This window comes from Sphingobium estronivorans (genome assembly GCF_008692605.1).
Classification (GTDB): domain Bacteria; phylum Pseudomonadota; class Alphaproteobacteria; order Sphingomonadales; family Sphingomonadaceae; genus Sphingobium; species Sphingobium estronivorans.
Genome location: NZ_LFCT01000008.1, coordinates 89,987 through 106,776 on the forward strand (window position 1 = coordinate 89,987; position 16,790 = coordinate 106,776).

Consider the following 16,790-nt stretch of genomic DNA (forward strand, 5'->3'; position numbering starts at 1 on the left):
GGGAGAATGCGCGACATGAATATCATATTGCTCGGCCCTCCGGGTGCCGGCAAGGGCACCCAGGCGACCCGTCTGGTGGACAGCCGCGGCATGGTGCAGCTGTCGACGGGCGACATGCTCCGCGCGGCAGTAAAGGCCGGGACCCCCATCGGCCTCAAGGCCAAGGCGGTGATGGAAGCCGGTGAACTGGTGTCGGACGAAATCGTGTCGGGCATCATCGGGGAGGCGCTGGATGCGCTGTCCGCTGATACGGGCGTCATCTTCGACGGCTATCCGCGGACCGAGGCGCAGGCCCTTTCGCTGGATGGCATTCTGGCCGACCGCAGCCGCACACTCGACCATGTGATCGAACTGGACGTGAACGAGGACGCGCTGGTCGAGCGTATCACCGGCCGTTTCACCTGCGCGACCTGCGGTGAGGGGTATCACGACAGCTTCAAGCAACCGAAGGTCGAGGGTACCTGCGACAAATGCGGTGGGCATGACTTCAAGCGCCGCCCCGACGACAATGAGGAAACCGTGCGCACCCGCATGGCTGAATATCGCGCCAAGACCGCGCCGATCCTGCCGATCTACGAAGCGCGCAATATCGTTTCGCGGGTCGACGGCATGGCCGACATGGACGATGTGACGGTCGCGATCGCCGCGATCTTGGACGGCAAGGCCGCCTGAGTTACGCTCTCCTTCCGTTCAAGGAGGAGAGGGTCATGCGACACGCAAAGCTTTTGCTATGGGCCGGTGCAGCGATGGCTGTTCCGGCCCATTCTTCTGTCACGGCCAGCAGCGATGTCGGTTTCGCGGTGGAAAACAGCGTGGAGATCGCAGCCGATGCGCCCACGGCCTATCGCCTGCTCGCACAGCCCGCCCGCTGGTGGAGCAGCGACCACACCTATAGCGGCCATGCCGCCAATCTCAGCCTCAAGCCGGTGGCAGGCGGCTGCTTCTGCGAAGCCCTGCCCAATGGCGGCAGCGTCGAGCATGGCCAGGTGATCTACGCCGTGCCGGACAAGCAGTTGCGGCTGACCGGCGCGCTGGGGCCGCTGCAGGCGGAGGCCGTGACCGGCACGCTGGACTTCACCATCGAACCTGTGGGTAAGGGGGTGCGGGTGGTCATGCGCTATGCCGCTGGCGGTTATCTGCGCATGGGCGGCGCGAAGATCGCGTCCGTCGTCGATAAGGTCCTTGCCGAGCAACTGGCAGGGCTCGCGCGGGCTGCGGAGGCGGGCAAGCCATGATGACCGACATCCCCGGGACGAAAAATGCAGGCAATCCCCGCTCTTAACCTTGATATTAACGGAATGGTTGCTGCTTTGTTGCTATGGCGCGGCCGTGATGGGGTCGCGCCGCACTTCTGGCCGTCTGACGGAACTGGACGCCTTGCGCGGCCTGGGCGCGCTGTGCGTGCTGGCCTTCCATTACTCGACGCGATTCCATGAACTGTTCCCGCAGGCGGCCCATGTGCCCTTCAGCTTCCTGGGCGGCAATTACCGGGTGCTGCTGTTCTTCGCCATTTCTGGCTTTGCGATCTTCTTCACGCTCGACCATATTCGCACCGCTGGCGATTTTCTGGTCAACCGCTTTGCCCGGCTCTATCCCGCCTATCTGGTCGCGATGCTGTTGACGCTGTCCATCGAATATCTGGCACGCATGAGCCAATTGCTGATCGGGCCGGCAGCGATCCTGGCCAATGTCACCATGTTGCAGGGCTTTGCCTTCCTGCCCGAAGTCGACGGCGCCTATTGGACGCTGACGGTCGAGATCGCTTTTTATGTCTGCATGCTGTCGCTGTGGAAATGGGCGGGTTTGAAAAAGCTGGAACCGATGCTGCTGGGCTGGCTGGCGCTGCGCTGGCTCTATGCGCTGTGGCCGGGCATGCCGGAGCGGATCGTGATGCTGCTGGTGCTGCGCTATGTGCCCTTCTTCATCATCGGCATGCTGTGCTATCGCGTCTGGTCGGGGCAACGGAGCTGGCGGCAGCAGGCGCCTTTTGCGGCGCTCGCGCTGCTGTCGGTCGCGACCATCGACAGCCCGGACATCATGTTGGCGGCGGTTATCCTGATCGGCGTGTTCGCAGCGCTGATTGCCGGGCGGCTGCGTTTTCTCCGCCTCCGTCCGCTCGTCTGGATGGGCGGGATCAGCTATAGCTTCTATCTGATCCATCAGCATGTCGGCTTCGTCGTAATGCTGAAAATGGCTGAGGCGGGCTATAGCCCCTGGGCTGGTTTCGCCGCCGCTTTCGCTGTCGCGCTGGGTCTGGGCACACTCATCAACCGCTTGGTCGAACGGCCCGCCGGAGAGGCGATCCTCGCTTGGTGGCGCCGCCGCCGGACCGCCTTGCCGGAGGCGGCGGTCAGCCCGACGTGAAAAAGGGGCGCCGCCGGACGATCCGGCCGCGCCCCTTCCCATAGTCCCAGATTATTGGGCGCGCGGCGCCGCCGCTGCCGCATTGGCGGGCAGGCCGCCGAGCTGCGTCACCAGCTTGGTATAGGCGTCGAGATAGGCGAGCACGATGACCTGGCCGATTTCGGTGTTTTGATAGCCGCCGCCGCCAGCCGCCGCGAAACCGCCCCACCATCCGGCGCCGCCGCCGCCGCCGAAGCTGAGGTCCGATTTGCGGGCATAGCCCTCGGTCAGCGCCTCTTCCTCGGTCGTGCGGGCGTTGACGATGGAGAGCGTCACATTGGCCTCGCTCTTCTTGACCGAGATGCCGCCGGCCAGCGCGCCGAAGGTCCGGCTGCCCAGGAAGCCGCCGAGCATGCCGCCCAGCGCATTGCCGCCCGAATTCTTGTTGGAGGAAACGATGTCGGGCTGGAGATAATAATCCGCCGCCTTGACCTGACCCTTGCCCAGGTTCGAACCCGCCTGAAGCTCGCCGGAATCGGCCATGGCGCGTTCCATGTTGCGGCTGGCCATGGCGCGCCCGCGGTTGACGATGCCGAAGCAGCCCGACTGCTGGATGAACACCTTGAGGATTGCCTCCGGGCTACCCAGATTCAACTCGCGCCACCACTGATTGTCCGGCTCGACGATCGCGACCGTGCCCAGACGACGGGTGCAATGGGGGATTTCGGCCGTTTTCTTGGCCTGCTGCTGCCGCGCGGACGAACCCTTGTCGGCCGCCATCGCAGGAGAAGCCGCGACAGCCAGACCGGCTGCGGCAGCGACGAATTTCGTGAACACACGCATGATCATGCACCCCTGAAAGTTGCTGAAGTCGTTTTAATTTTGGCGCCCCGATTATCGTCCAAAGCTCTAGCACAACCGCTATAGGGTGCAAGGAATGCGAATGGTTATCAGCCGGATTTCCATTGATGCGCGAGCGCCTGCTGACAGGCCCGCAAATGGCTGCTATCGGCGCGCTCCATGACCGACCTTTCGCACATCCGCAACTTCTCGATCATCGCCCATATCGACCATGGCAAGTCGACCTTGGCCGATCGTCTGATCCAGCGCACCGGAGGCCTCACCGACCGGGAGATGTCGGCGCAGGTTCTCGACAATATGGATATCGAAAAGGAGCGCGGCATCACCATCAAGGCGCAGACCGTGCGCCTCGACTATGTGGCGAAAAATGGCGAGACCTATGAGCTGAACCTGATGGACACGCCGGGCCATGTCGACTTCGCCTATGAAGTGAGCCGCAGCCTGGCCGCCTGCGAGGGGGCGCTGCTGGTGGTCGACGCCGCGCAGGGCGTGGAAGCGCAGACGCTGGCCAATGTCTATCAATCCATCGAGCATGACCATGAGATCGTGCCGGTGCTCAACAAGATCGACTTGCCCGCCGCCGAGCCGGAAAAGGTGCGCGCGGAAATCGAGGAGGTGATCGGTCTCGATGCATCGGAAGCGGTGCTGGCCAGCGCCAAGTCCGGCATCGGCATCGACGACATCCTCGAAGCCATCGTCGCCAAGATTCCCGCGCCCAAGGGCGACCGCAACGCCCCGCTGGAGGCAATGCTGGTCGATAGCTGGTACGACCCCTATCTGGGCGTCGTCATATTGGTGCGCGTCATCAACGGCGTCATCAAGAAGGGCCAGCAGATCAAGTTCATGATCGGCGAGACCGAGCATCTGATCGACCGCGTCGGCTGCATGCGGCCCAAGATCGAGCAACTGCCTGAACTGGGGCCGGGCGAGATCGGCTTCATCACCGCGCAGATCAAGGACATCAGCCAGACCCGCGTCGGCGATACCATCACGACCGTCAAGAATCCGGCCAAGGCGCCGCTGCCGGGCTTCAAGGAAGTGCAGCCGGTGGTGTTCTGCGGCCTGTTCCCGGTCGACGCCAATGATTTCGAGAAACTGCGCGATTCGATTTCGAAGCTGCGGCTGAACGACGCCAGCTTCTCCTTCGAGATGGAGACCTCGGCGGCATTGGGCTTCGGCTTCCGCTGCGGTTTCCTCGGCCTCCTCCACCTGGAGATCATCCAGGAGCGGCTGACCCGCGAATATGATCTCGACCTCATCACCACCGCGCCGTCGGTGGTCTATGAGATGCACATGAAGGACGGGGAGGTGAAGCATCTGCACAACCCGGCCGACATGCCCGATCCCAACCATATCGAGATGATCGAGGAACCGTGGATCGAAGCGGTGATCTACTGCCCCGACGAATATCTGGGATCGATCCTGAAGCTCTGCCAGGACCGGCGCGGTATCCAGAAGAACCTGACCTATGTCGGCGGTCGCGCGCAGGTGACCTATGAACTGCCGCTCAACGAAGTGGTGTTCGACTTCTATGATCGGCTGAAGTCGATCAGCCGGGGCTATGCCAGCTTCGACTATCATCAGATCGGCACGCGTGAGGGCGACCTCGTCAAGATGAGCATCCTCGTCAACAATGAGCCGGTCGACGCGCTGTCCATGATCGTTCACCGCAGCGCGGCCGAATCGCGCGGACGGCATATGTGCGAGCGGTTGAAGGACCTGATCCCTCGCCACCTGTTCAAGATCCCGATTCAGGCGGCCATCGGCGGCAAGGTGATCGCCCGCGAAACCATCGCCGCGATGCGCAAGGACGTGACCGCCAAATGCTATGGCGGCGACATCACCCGCAAGAAGAAGCTCCTCGAAAAGCAGAAGGAAGGCAAGAAGCGGATGCGCGAATATGGCAGCGTGCAGATTCCGCAGGAAGCCTTCATCGCGGCGCTGCGCATGGGGGATGAGAGTTAAGGCCGCTTATCCAAGGAGATAAGCGGGGTGACGTCTTGACGCTCATGCCCCTTCATGGTCAAGTCGCCGGGCATTGATGGAGGCGGCATGAGCGAGACATGGCTGTATGACGAGCATCCGGCGATGTTCCGCGCTCATCCGTTCCTGTTCATTCTGTTGCTGATTTCGGTCGTCGGCATCGTGGCGATCGGCGTGTGGTGGGTGCTCCATAAGGGCGAGCGGCTGGCGCTCAGCGACCGCGAAGTGCTGCTGGAACGCGGCCTGCTGGCGAAGCAGCGGACGGAGATCGCGCTGTCGAGCATCCGTAGCGTTCGCATCACCCAGACGCTGGGTCAGCGGATTTTCAATGTCGGCAATGTCGAACTGTTCAGCGCGGGGGACATGGCCGAAATCGCGATCAAGTCCATGCCGAGGCCGGATCGCATCCGGGCGATTGCGGCATCGCGCAACCTCGATCTGTTGCCGCAGCGATGATGGGAGTGATGGACGCTCTTGACTTGTCGCCATTTATTTCAACGATAGTGCCATAGCGAGAAGGGGCGCTTGGGAGCGCCCCCGGCCAGCAGGAAGGACGCCGAAGGAACGCCGGTCCGCGGATGGCGCGGGTCCGGGCTTGCCAAGGGGTCGTCGTGCATGGGCTTGCGTGTGATGCCGTCGCTGCTGGAACTGACCGCGCAGCAACAGGAGGAAATCCGGCAGGCCTGCGGGTTCGCCTGCGTCCGGTGCGGGGTGACGATCTACCGCTATCTGCGCTTGCCGGAGGGGCATGACGCGACCCTGCTTTGCCCGACCTGCCATGGGCTGGTGGAGGAAGGGCGGCTGGCACCGATGCAGGTGCTGGGCTTCCACAGCAATCCGGTCGTGCGGCAGCGCCATTTTTCGCGGGATCGTCTGCCCTTTTCGGCGGAATTGCCGTCGCTGATCATCGGCGGGTCCCGGCTGTTGCGGGACACGCCCATTCCCCTGATGCTGGAGGGCGAGCCGATCCTGATCTTTTCCCCGCCGCGCCGCAGCAATGGCGCGACCCGGATCAGCCTGCGCTTGGGCAATGCCGAGGGCGTACCGGTGCAGGTGGTGGACGGCAACGCCTGGCTTCCCGAGGATGGTAGCTGGCATTTCCTGCTGCGCGGCGACCGCTACAGCATGATGGCGGCGCGGGGCGATGGCCTGGCCGTGCTGCGGATCGTGGCGCGCAACCGGATCGCGGTGGAACATCTGCGCACCACCATAAAGGGTCGCCGGCTGGAGGTGACGCCCGATTGGCTGGAAATCGATGGCAAGCGCCATGTCGGACGAATCGGCAGCGGGACGCTGATAGGGTTGGAGTTCTGACGTCAGCCCTTTTTTCGGGCTTTGCTCAGGTTGAGCGCGACGGCGGTCCGGATGAGCGCCTGGAAGGCGGCGGCATCGATTGTCTCGCCTTCATGAATGTCGATGGCCCGGCGGGTATTGCCGTCGAGGCTGGCGTTGAACAGGCCGGAGGGATCGTCCAATGAAGCACCCTTGGCAAAGGTCAGCTTGACCGCCGCCTTGTAGCTTTCCCCGGTGCACAGGATGCCGCCATGCGACCAGACCGGCACGCCGCGCCATTTCCATTCCTCGACCGCTTCGGGATCGGCTTCGCGGATGAGTCGGCGGACCAGGCTCAGGGTTTCGCCGCGCCAGTCGCCCAATTCTCTGATCCGCGCGTCGATCCGCGCGGACGGCGATTCCGTGTCCTCCATGGAACGTCTCCTGCTTGTCCAACGGGTTGAAGGCTTAGCATAGAGAAAGGACGATGGCGTAGCGATGGTGCCGAGAGGGGCCTAACCTCAATGCGCCACCGCTACGCCGCCCTTTGGGGACCACCCGGCGGGCCGCCCAGCCGCAATCGGGGGGATCGCGACCGGTGCCGACAGGAATACGATTGGGACGCGGGGTTTATTCCATTGAAAATTCAGCCGCAGCGGGCTGAGGTGATCGTCATTCTCTCGTCATAGCTGACGGTCAGGCGGTCCGGGCGGAAATCCATGGTCATCGCCATGCCCGGCGCCCCCCAGCGCAGGATGCGTGCGCCCGATGCCTGGAGCAGTTCCGCGCCCAGGCTGGCACTGGCGGTCTGGCCGACGAAGCGGTCCAGCCCGTCATTCCTGCACGACCCTTCGGCGGTGGCGGGCGGGGTGGCCGGACCCTCCCCATTCGCCCCGGCGCAGGCCGTCAGCAGGGGAAGAAGGGCGAGCGCTGCCGTCCGCATGTCCTGTACTCCTATTCCGTCCGGGTCATTTTCAAACGGCCATTCTTGACCGCGAAGGCCAGGCGGCCCTCGACCAGATCGACCGCATCGCGGCCGAATTGCTCATAACGCCAGCCTTCGAGGATGGAGAGGTCCTCGCGCACGCCCGCCGCCAGAGCGTCGATATCGTCGCTGCGGGCGATCAGCCGGGCCGCGACGTTGATGTCGCGCGAGCGGATTTTCAGCAGCAGCTTGAGCAGATCGGCCACCAGCGCGCCGTCCTTGCCCAGGCCGGGGCGCTTGGGGTCGCGCTCCGGCATCTCGTCCTTGCCCAGCGGCTTGTGGTTGCCGAGCGCCAGCATCAGCCGGGCGCCGATGTCGTTGCTCTTCCAGGTGGCGCTGAGGCCACGCACCTTGCCCAGGTCCTCCTGCGAACGTGGCGGGTGGCTGGCGATGTCGGCCAGCGTCTCATCCTTGACGATGCGCCCGCGGGGCAGATTCTTGTCCTGCGCCTCGATCTCGCGCCAGGCGGCCAGCGCTTTCAGGCGGCCCAGTACATCGGGCTTGCGGCTGGCGATGCGGACCCGCTGCCAGGCGTCCTCCGGCTCGTTCACATAATTTTCCGGGTCGCTGATCCGCTCCATCTCCTGATCGAGCCAGTCGCCCCGGCCCGTGCGGCGCAGTTCCTCCAGCATCTTGGGGAAGATCTGGATCAGATAGGTGACATCGCCAATGGCGTAATCGATCTGCCTTTTGTCGAGCGGACGGCGCGCCCAGTCGGTGAAGCGCGCGCCCTTGTCGAGCTGAACCCCCAGCCAGGCATCGACCAGATTGCCGTAACCGATCTGCTCGCCCAGCCCCAGCGCCATGGCTGCGATCTGGGTGTCGAACATCGGATGCGGCGTCTTGCCGGTCAGGTTGTAGATGATTTCGAGGTCTTGCCCGCCTGCGTGAAAGACCTTCAGCACATCCTCATTATTCACCATCAGGTCGAGCAGGGGGGTGAGGTCCAGGCCGGGTGCCTTGGGGTCGATGGCGGCGGCTTCGTTCGAGTCCGCGACCTGCACCAGGCACAGGTCGGGCCAATAGCTGTTTTCGCGCATGAACTCGGTATCGACCGCAATATAGGGCGATTGGGCGATCCGGGCGCAGAATGAAGCGAGAGTCTTGCTGTCGGTAATCAGCGGATGGATTTGCATATGGTCTTCGATCTTATTATGGGCTGGCCCGTTGCGCACGGGCTCGTCAATGCTTGACAAGACCGCCCATAGCGGGGCCGCGACAATTTGTCATTTCCGTAAAACGAATCTGAAAGATCAAAACGCCATGCATGCCTATCGCACTCATACCTGCGGCGCCCTGACTTCGGCTGAGGTCGGTGATGAGGTGCGCGTATCGGGCTGGGTGCATCGCAAGCGCGACCATGGCGATCTGGTCTTCATCGATCTGCGGGACCATTATGGCATGGTGCAGATCGTCACCGAGGTCGACGGGCCGGTGTTCCAGGTGATCGAATCGCTCCGCGCCGAAAGCGTCGTGACCGTGACCGGCAAGGTCGTCGCCCGTTCGAAGGAAGCGGTGAACCCGAACCTGCCCACCGGCGAGATCGAGATTCGCGCGCTGGACGCGGTGGTCCTCTCCGCCGCCGCCGACCTGCCGCTGCCGGTCGCGGGTGAGCAGGAATATCCCGAGGATATTCGCCTGCGCTACCGTTTCCTCGATCTGCGCCGCGAGACGCTGCACGCGAATATCGTCAAGCGCACGAAGATCATTTCGGACATGCGCCGCCGCATGGAGGGCGTGGGTTTCACCGAATATTCGACGCCGATCCTGACCGCCAGCAGCCCCGAAGGCGCGCGCGACTTTCTGGTGCCGAGCCGCATCCATGCCGGGAAATTCTACGCCCTGCCGCAGGCGCCGCAGCAATATAAGCAGCTGCTGATGGTGGCTGGCTTCGACCGCTATTTCCAGATCGCGCCCTGCTTCCGCGACGAAGACCCGCGCGCCGACCGTCTGCCGGGGGAATTCTACCAGCTTGACCTCGAAATGAGCTTTGTCACCCAGGAAGACGTCTGGAACACGATGGAGCCGGTGATCGCGCAGGTGTTCGAGCAGTTTGCCGAGGGCAAGCCGGTGACTCCGGCGGGCAGCTTCCCGCGTATCCCCCATGCCGAGGCGATGCTGAAATATGGCTCGGACAAGCCCGACCTGCGCAACCCGATCCTGATCACCGACGTCACCGAACATTTCCATGGTTCGGGCTTCGGCATCTTCGCCTCGCTGGTGGAAAGCGGCAGCGTGATCCGCGCGATCCCCGCGCCGGGCGCTGGCGCGGGCAGCCGGAAATTCTTCGACGACATGAACAATTGGGCGCGGGCCGAAGGTTATTCGGGCCTTGGCTATATCAACATCAAGGAAGGCGTGCCGGGCGGCCCGATCGCCAAGAATCATGGCGAGGAACGCGCGGCGAAGCTGATCGAGGCTCTGGGCCTTGGCCCCAATGACGGCGTGTTCTTCGCGGCGGGCAAGGAATCGCAGGCCGCCAAGCTGGCGGGTCTGGCGCGCATCCGCGTGGGCGAGCAACTCGACCTGATCGACAAGGACCGGTTCGAACTCTGCTGGATCGTCGACTTCCCCTTCTACGAATATGATGAGGATACCAAGTCGATCGACTTCGCGCACAACCCCTTCTCCATGCCGCAGGGTGGGTTGGACGCGCTCGACAATCAGGACCCGCTGACCATCAACGCCTATCAGTACGACATGGTCTGCAACGGCTATGAGATCGCTTCGGGGTCGATTCGTAACCAGTCGCCCGAACTGATGGTCAAGGCGTTCGAGAAGGTCGGCCTCAGTCAGCAGGATGTGGAGGAGCGCTTCGGCGGCCTCTATCGCGCCTTCCAATATGGCGCGCCGCCGCATGGTGGCATGGCCGCTGGCGTGGACCGCATCGTGATGCTGCTCTGCGGCGCGCAGAACCTGCGCGAGATCACGCTGTTCCCAATGAACCAGCGCGCCGAGGACCTGCTGATGGGGGCGCCCAGCGCCGCCGAGTTCAAGCAGCTTCGCGAACTCAACATCCGCGTGGTGGAGCCGCAGGCCAAGGCCTGATCGCCTTTTTCCGCACTTGTGAAAGCCCCGTCCCTGTACTCTAACAGGGGCGGGGCTTTGCTTTTGCCGGAGAGACGGATGGCTATCGACCTTGCGGATTATGAGAAGGGCGCGAAGCTCAAGGGCGACTATGAGACGAAGCTGGCGGAACTCCAGCAGCGGCTCGCCAAGATCCAGGTCGCCCACATTATCCACGACCGGCGCAGCGTCATCATGCTGGAGGGCTGGGACGCGGCGGGCAAGGGCGGGATCATCAAGCGGATGACCGCCGAGTGGGACCCGCGCTACTATCAGGTCCACCCCATTTCCGCGCCCAATGAGGAAGAGCGCGACCATCATTTCCTCTGGCGCTTTTGGACGCGGTTGCCAGCGGGGCAGAATATCTCCCTCTTCGACCGCAGCTGGTACGGAAGGGTGCTGGTCGAGCGGGTCGAGGGCTATTGTTCCAAGGCCGAGTGGAAGCGCGCCTATGACGAGATCAACGCCTTCGAAAAGCAGCAGATCGACGCGGGCACCAACATCGTCAAGCTGTTCGTCCACATCACGCAGGAGACGCAGGACGAACAACTGGCCCAGCGGCTGGACACGCCGTGGAAGCGGTGGAAGACCGGCGCGGACGATTATCGCAATCGCGCGCGGCGCGCCGACTATCTCGACGCCCTGCACGACATGTTCCGCAAGACTGACACGAAACAGGCGCCCTGGCACGTGATCGACAATAATCATCGCAAGGCGGGGCGGATCGCGGCGCTGACCACCGTGGCCAAGCGATTGGAAAAGCTGGTCCCGATGGATTTTCCCGAGGCTGACCCCGAGGTGGTGAAGCTGGCTGCCAAGGCTTACGGCTACAAGTCGATCTAGAAAAAATCACGTGAAAACAGACATTTGTCACAAAACTGTCATGAAAATCTAACGGCTCGTTTACCATTATGGGCCTAATCGGACGCTCATGTCCGCGCCCCAGATGCTCGACCCGTCCTCGACCGAATCCCGGCCCTCCCGGCCGGCGGCCCTGGCGCTCGTCGCATCCAGTCCGGCCATCCGGCTGGGTCGGCCTCTCAGCGAGGCGGTCGACCATTTCCAGCATGATCCGGCGTTGCGCCTGCTGCCCGTGCTGGACGGTGCCGACCGGCCGGTCGGCGCGATCTATGAGCGCGATATGCGGCGCATATTGTTCAACCCCTTTGGCCATGCGCTGCTGCGCAATCCCAGTTTCGGCGGAAGACTGGACGATCATGTCAGGCCCTGCGCCACGGTCGAACGGAGCGCCAGCATCGAGACGCTGATCGACCTTTACGCCGCACAAGGGCAGGGATGCGAGGGACTGATCGTGACGGAGGCCGGTAGTTATGCCGGTGTGGCCGGCGGGCAGTTGTTGCTGAAGCTCGCGGCGGAGCGCGATGCGCGGGTGGCGCTGGCGCGGGTCGAGCGGCTGGAGAAGGTGACGGGGGAAAGCGCGACCTTCCGTGCCGACATTGAAACGCTCATCGCCGATCTGGTCGGCATGGCCGACATGCTGTCCCGCCTGGCCGAGGATGCGGCGGAACGGGCGGCGCATAATGGTCAGGCTTCGGCGGGCATGGCGGTGGCGGCGGCGCAGACGGCGGACAATCTGTCGGGCATTGCCGCGTCGGGACGGGAATTGGGGTTGCTGTTCCAGTCGATGGAAACCGAAGTGCGTGAGGCGGGCGCCGCTATCCGCGCGGCGGTGGAGCAGACGCGCTTGGGATCGGCCCAGACGCGGACGCTGACCACGCAGGCGGACGGGATTGGCGAAGTGACCGCGCTGATCGACGCCATTGCTCGGGCAACCTCGACGCTCGCGCTCAATGCCGGGATCGAGGCGGCGCGGGCCGGAGAAGCGGGGCAGGGTTTTGCGGTGGTCGCGCGGGAGGTCAAGTCGCTCGCCGGGCAGACCCGCGACGCGGCGGCGGAGATCGCCCGGCGGATCGATCATATCCGTGTCACCGTGGGCCATGTGGCGCAGGGCCATGCCCATATGGACGCCGCCATGGCGACGGCGGACCGGCTTTCGGCGTCTGTCTTCGAAGCGGTGGCGCGACACGGCGCCTTCAGTCAGGCGATTGCAGGCAGCCTTGGCGAAGCGGGCGAGGCGAGCGAGCATATCCGCACCAGCGCCAGCCGGATCAGCGCCAATGCGGGCGTCGCCGTCGATGGCGCGAAGGCCATGCGCAACGCCGCCAGCCAGTTGGCGCAGGAAGCGCATCGGCTGGACGACCGCGCCAGCGCCTTCATCCGCGTCATTCAGGCGGCTTGATGGGAAAAAGGCTGGTTTCGGTCGAAAATCCAGTTAGGCTTTCCTTCCAAAAAGAAGGAGAGGATGCATGCTCGTCATGTTCGTGGGCGCCGACCGGACCGAAACCGCCGTCAATGCTACGCAGGTCACCTTCGTTTCGTCGATTACCGATGGCACCCGCATCCGCTTCGGCGAGGGGCGCAGCGTCACCGTGGTCGAGCCGATCGCGGAAGTGATGGAGCGGCTCAACGTGGCATTGCGGCCGCATGATTAGAGCCTCGTGCGAAAAACTGGGCGAGCCGGAGGCACGTGACTCCGAGCTCGGGTTTTTCGTAAAAAACGATGCGATAACAAAGGAGGTGAGCAAGCGGCCCGCGTCTGATTGAGCGCAGCTTGCTCTACGCGTTGATCCGCGCCGCTCATTCGGGATAGCGGATCGCCATCACCTCATATTCCTTTTCTCCTGCGGGCAGCATCACCCGGCGCAGGTCGCCGACCGCCGCGCCGCGCAGGGCGCGGGCGATGGGTGTGCTCCAACCGATGCGGCCGGCGCTCACCTCCGTCTCGTCATTGCCGACCAGCGTCACGGTGCGGTGATGGTCATCCTCGTCCGCGATGGTGACGGTGGCGCCGAAAAAGACCTTGTTCTTGTCGGGTTGCTGCCGGGGGTCGACGACCTTGGCGTCCTTCATCTTGCGCGACAGGCGCTTCAACTGCCCGTCAATCTCGCGCATCCGCTTGCGGCCATAGAGATAGTCGCCATTTTCGCTGCGGTCGCCATTGCCCGCCGCCCAGCTCACCACCTCGACGATCCGGGGGCGCTCGATGCCCAGCAGCCGGTCATATTCGGCGCGCAGCTTCGCGAAGCCTTCGGGGGTGATGTAATTGGGCTGGGCGGTGCTCATGGCGCCGCCCATAGCGCATCCTTATCCCGGTGTCTGCTTGCCGAGATATTTGGACAGCGGCGTCGTCGTCCCGCGGAAGCGGGCGCGTTCGGGGTTCATCGCCTCGTACACCACGGCATTTTCCAACACGCGCTGCACATAATTCCTCGTCTCGAAGATCGGGATCTGCTCTATCCAGCGCAGCATGTCGGCGCCGGGCAGGCGCGGATCGCCATTGGCGGCGATCCAACGGTTCACATTGCCCGGCCCGGCATTGTAGGCCGCCACCGCCAAGGGATAGCTGCCGCCATAATAGTTGAGCATCCGTTGGAAATAGGCGGAGCCCAGCATGATATTGTAGCTCGGATCGTTGAGCGATCCGGCGTCATAGCTCATGCCCAGCTTCGTCGCCTGCTCGCGCGCCGTGCCGGGCATCAGCTGCATCAGGCCGCGCGCGCCCGCATGGCTGACGATCTGCCGGTCGAACTGGCTTTCCTGCCGGGCAATGGCGTGGACCATGGTCCAGTTATATTGCGCTTCGGACGGCACGGGCACGCGCGGGAAGGCGCTTTCGCCATAGCCGGAGAGGCCGCTGGAGACGGCGCGGCGGCCGACCATCACGCCCATGTCGGGGCGACCGATGCTCTTCGCCAGTTCGACCGCCAGATAATGGTCGGCGTCGCTGTCGGCATTGTTGGCGATGGCGCGGGCGAATTTGCTCTGATCCTCCCAATAGCCCATTTGGCCGAGCGCCTTCACCGCCCGGACGACCGAGCGGTTGGCAAAGGCGGTGCGCTCGGCAGCGGAAATCTCCACCGGGCGCTCGACGGCGGCCGGCGCCGGAATCGGGCGACCGAGGCGTTCCAGCGCGAGCTGGCCGTAAAACTGATCCGGGAAGACGGCGGCGCGGGCGAAATAGCTGTTCGCCGTGGCGGCATCGCCCGCTTGAAGCGCGGCGCGGCCCGCCCAGTAGAAGCCCTTGGACTGGGTCTGCGGCGACTTGGCGGCGGTGGCGTAGCGGCGGAACATCTCCATCGCGTCCAGCGGCTTGCCCAGATTGTAGAAGGCGGTCGAACCCGCCAGCCAGGCGAGGCTGGTATAATCGTCACGTTCGCCAATGGGGCGGGTGTTGACGTCGGTGCCAGGCAGATAGGCGTCGTCCAGCTTGCTGGCGATGCCGTAGGCGAAGCTCCACTGGCTGTCATTGGCGGCGGCGCGGGCCTGCGTCAGCAGCGTCTCATACCATTTTTCCGCGTCGCCGGGGCGGAAGGTCAGCGTCGGGCGATTGGCGAGATATTGACGGCCGGCGATCCAGTTGCCGGTGTTCAGCATCCAGCTTGCCTTGTCCGCGACGAAGCCCGCATCGGTCGCGCCGACGGCTTCGGCAAGCTGCATCTTCACGGCCGCGTCGGGCGCCTTCTGGCGGAAGGCGATGCGGGCCTCATAAACCGGACGCCGGGGGGGCGAAACATAGGCGAGCATCCGCTGCGCGCCCAGGATGTCGCCCTTCCACAACAGCGCGTCGGCGCGCAGGTCATGCTCGACCGAGGTCCAGCTCGATCCGAACAGCGAGAGCAGCCGCGACTCGTCATCGGGCGAGAGCGATCCGCCGATCCAGGCGTTGCGCGCGGCGATCCGCGCTTCGCCCATGCGATTCTGCTGCATCAGCGCCAGGGCATAGCGGGCGTTGCCGCTCGCGGTGCGGGGCGGGAAGCGGGTGAAGAAGGCGACGACCTGTCCCGGATCGTAGCTGTTGGGATTGATGCCGGTTTCCGCCAGCCGCCGCATCCGGTCTTCCCCCGGCCAGCCGGGATTGGCCATGATGAAGCTGGCATAGGTGGAAAAGCCGAGCGCATCGCTCTGTTGCAGGGCCCGCCACTGGCTGATCGTGCCGGAGACGGACGGATCGCTCGCCACGCCGATTCGGCTTTGCGCTTGCTGCCAGGGACTCGGCTCGGTGGAGCGCGGAATCGGCTGCACCACGGCGCCCGGCGGAAAGGCTGCGGGGGGCGTGGACAAGGGCGTTTCGGTCTGGGCGCTGGCGCCGGCGGTGAAAAGCAGAAGGGCAATCAGGGGCATACGGACCATGACAGTTTCAGAACAGGAGAGCGACAGCCTACTAGACATGATCGCAAATGCATCCTTATCAGGCCGTGAATGACGCGCTATAGCGCGCCGTTCGCGTGTTTAACGCTATAATGCCCCGGAATTCCGGTGAATTGAAGGAGTTTGTTGCATGTTTTCCGGGTCGATTCCGGCGCTGATCACGCCCTTCCGCGACGGAGCGGTCGATGAGGCGGCTTTCCGCGCCTTTGTCGACTGGCAGATCGACGAAGGCAGCAGCGGTCTGGTCCCCTGCGGCACCACCGGCGAAAGTGCGACGATGACGGTCGAGGAGCATAATCGCGTGATCGCCATCTGCGTCGATCAGGCGGCGGGACGGGTGCCGGTGATCGCGGGCTGCGGTTCCAATGACACGCGAATCGCGCTGGAGCATATGTTCGCGGCGCAGGCGGCGGGCGCCGATGCGGCGCTGGTGGTCGCGCCTTATTATAACAAGCCCAATCAGGAGGGGGTGTACCAGCATTTCGCCTATCTGGCCGAACGCTGCTCGCTGCCCATCGTCCTTTATAATGTGCCCAGCCGTACCATCACCGACATTGGCGTCCCGGTGATCCACCGTCTGTCGGAAGAATATCAGACCATCGTCGGCGTCAAGGATGCCACCGGGAATCTGGGGCGGGTCAGCGCACAGCGCCTCGCCTGCCGCCCGGATTTCTGTCAGCTTTCGGGGAATGACGAAACGGCTCTGGGCTTCAACGCAATGGGTGGCAAGGGCTGCATTTCGGTCACGGCCAATGTCGCGCCGCGCCTGGGCGCCGATTTCCAGAAGGCGATTGCGGCGGGCGACTGGGGTGCCGCGCTGGCGCTTCAGGATCGTCTCTACCCGTTGCACGATGCCCTGTTCAGCGATTCTTCACCCGGCCCGGTTAAATACGCCCTTACGCGCGTTCGGCCCGACATGTCCGGCGACCTCCGCCTGCCGATTACCTGGCCGTCGGAATCGAGCCGCGCCGCCGTCGACCGGGCGCTGGAGATTGCGGGACTGGTTTGATCGTTCCCCGCACCTATATGGTGAAGCGAGTTAGTTAGAGCA

The 16,790-nt window shown here is 64.0% G+C and carries 17 protein-coding genes; 11 read left to right on the forward strand and 6 right to left on the reverse strand.

The genetic code is table 11. The annotated features are described in order from the left end of the window. The first annotated feature begins 15 nt into the window (after window positions 1-15). The 3 genes from F7P65_RS07795 to F7P65_RS07805 all read left to right on the forward strand — a co-directional run bounded on the left by F7P65_RS07795 (window position 16) and on the right by F7P65_RS07805 (window position 2,364). Window positions 16-672 (forward strand): adenylate kinase, encoded by a 657-nt coding sequence (locus F7P65_RS07795; protein WP_150291174.1) that lies wholly within the window; start codon window positions 16-18, stop codon window positions 670-672. 35 nt (window positions 673-707) lie between these two features. Beyond that, window positions 708-1,235 carry an SRPBCC family protein gene (locus F7P65_RS07800; protein WP_150291175.1) on the forward strand — a complete coding sequence of 176 codons (528 nt, stop codon included), beginning with the start codon at window positions 708-710 and terminating at the stop codon, window positions 1,233-1,235. A 97-nt stretch (window positions 1,236-1,332) separates the two neighbouring features. Further along, on the forward strand, window positions 1,333-2,364 hold the full coding sequence (locus F7P65_RS07805; RefSeq protein ID WP_162854559.1) for an acyltransferase family protein: 1,032 nt from the start codon (window positions 1,333-1,335) through the stop codon (window positions 2,362-2,364). A gap of 51 nt (window positions 2,365-2,415) precedes the next feature. Here the strand turns inward: F7P65_RS07805 and F7P65_RS07810 are convergent, their stop codons facing one another. After that, the gene (locus tag F7P65_RS07810) at window positions 2,416-3,186 is read right to left on the reverse strand and encodes a CsgG/HfaB family protein (RefSeq protein ID WP_150291177.1); all 771 of its coding nucleotides are present in this window, start codon (window positions 3,184-3,186) and stop codon (window positions 2,416-2,418) included. Between the two features lie 177 nt (window positions 3,187-3,363). Between F7P65_RS07810 and lepA the strand changes: the two genes are divergently transcribed. The 3 genes from lepA to F7P65_RS07825 all read left to right on the forward strand — a co-directional run bounded on the left by lepA (window position 3,364) and on the right by F7P65_RS07825 (window position 6,501). After that, window positions 3,364-5,169 carry a translation elongation factor 4 gene (gene lepA, locus F7P65_RS07815; RefSeq protein ID WP_150291178.1) on the forward strand — a complete coding sequence of 602 codons (1,806 nt, stop codon included), beginning with the start codon at window positions 3,364-3,366 and terminating at the stop codon, window positions 5,167-5,169. Window positions 5,170-5,256: 87 nt separating this feature from the next. Continuing rightward, window positions 5,257-5,643, forward strand: coding sequence for a PH domain-containing protein (locus F7P65_RS07820; protein ID WP_150291179.1), 387 nt, complete (start codon window positions 5,257-5,259; stop codon window positions 5,641-5,643). A 174-nt stretch (window positions 5,644-5,817) separates the two neighbouring features. Continuing rightward, complete coding sequence (locus tag F7P65_RS07825; protein WP_162854563.1) at window positions 5,818-6,501, forward strand: hypothetical protein; 684 nt, start codon at window positions 5,818-5,820, stop codon at window positions 6,499-6,501. 2 nt (window positions 6,502-6,503) lie between these two features. Here the strand turns inward: F7P65_RS07825 and F7P65_RS07830 are convergent, their stop codons facing one another. The 3 genes from F7P65_RS07830 to rnd form a co-directional block, all read right to left on the reverse strand. Next, window positions 6,504-6,893, reverse strand: a complete 390-nt coding sequence (locus F7P65_RS07830) for a DUF1801 domain-containing protein (protein WP_150291181.1) — start codon at window positions 6,891-6,893, stop codon at window positions 6,504-6,506. A gap of 212 nt (window positions 6,894-7,105) precedes the next feature. Continuing rightward, the gene (locus tag F7P65_RS07835; RefSeq protein WP_150291182.1) at window positions 7,106-7,402 is read right to left on the reverse strand and encodes an I78 family peptidase inhibitor; all 297 of its coding nucleotides are present in this window, start codon (window positions 7,400-7,402) and stop codon (window positions 7,106-7,108) included. A gap of 11 nt (window positions 7,403-7,413) precedes the next feature. Continuing rightward, a complete protein-coding gene (gene rnd / locus F7P65_RS07840) occupies window positions 7,414-8,580 on the reverse strand; it encodes a ribonuclease D (protein ID WP_150291183.1) in 1,167 nt (388 codons plus the stop codon). Between the two features lie 127 nt (window positions 8,581-8,707). Here rnd and aspS point away from each other — a divergent pair, with 127 nt between their 5' ends. The 4 genes from aspS (at window position 8,708) to F7P65_RS07860 (ending at window position 13,023) form a co-directional block, all read left to right on the forward strand. Next, a complete protein-coding gene (gene aspS, locus F7P65_RS07845) occupies window positions 8,708-10,492 on the forward strand; it encodes an aspartate--tRNA ligase (RefSeq protein ID WP_150291184.1) in 1,785 nt (594 codons plus the stop codon). Window positions 10,493-10,570: 78 nt separating this feature from the next. Next, window positions 10,571-11,353, forward strand: coding sequence for a polyphosphate kinase 2 family protein (locus tag F7P65_RS07850; protein ID WP_150291185.1), 783 nt, complete (start codon window positions 10,571-10,573; stop codon window positions 11,351-11,353). Window positions 11,354-11,441: 88 nt separating this feature from the next. Continuing rightward, window positions 11,442-12,770, forward strand: coding sequence for a methyl-accepting chemotaxis protein (locus F7P65_RS07855; protein ID WP_240334234.1), 1,329 nt, complete (start codon window positions 11,442-11,444; stop codon window positions 12,768-12,770). A gap of 67 nt (window positions 12,771-12,837) precedes the next feature. Then, window positions 12,838-13,023, forward strand: coding sequence for a dual specificity protein phosphatase family protein (locus F7P65_RS07860; RefSeq protein ID WP_150291186.1), 186 nt, complete (start codon window positions 12,838-12,840; stop codon window positions 13,021-13,023). A 145-nt stretch (window positions 13,024-13,168) separates the two neighbouring features. On the opposite strand, the gene greB is transcribed toward F7P65_RS07860, so the two are convergent. After that, entirely contained in the window at window positions 13,169-13,654 is a 486-nt protein-coding gene (gene greB, locus F7P65_RS07865) for a transcription elongation factor GreB (protein WP_150291266.1), read from the reverse strand. A 21-nt stretch (window positions 13,655-13,675) separates the two neighbouring features. Beyond that, entirely contained in the window at window positions 13,676-15,712 is a 2,037-nt protein-coding gene (locus F7P65_RS07870; protein ID WP_150291267.1) for a lytic transglycosylase domain-containing protein, read from the reverse strand. 157 nt (window positions 15,713-15,869) lie between these two features. On the opposite strand from F7P65_RS07870, the gene dapA reads away from it, so the two are divergent. Continuing rightward, on the forward strand, window positions 15,870-16,748 hold the full coding sequence (gene dapA, locus F7P65_RS07875; protein WP_150291187.1) for a 4-hydroxy-tetrahydrodipicolinate synthase: 879 nt from the start codon (window positions 15,870-15,872) through the stop codon (window positions 16,746-16,748). The last annotated feature ends 42 nt before the right edge of the window (window positions 16,749-16,790 follow it).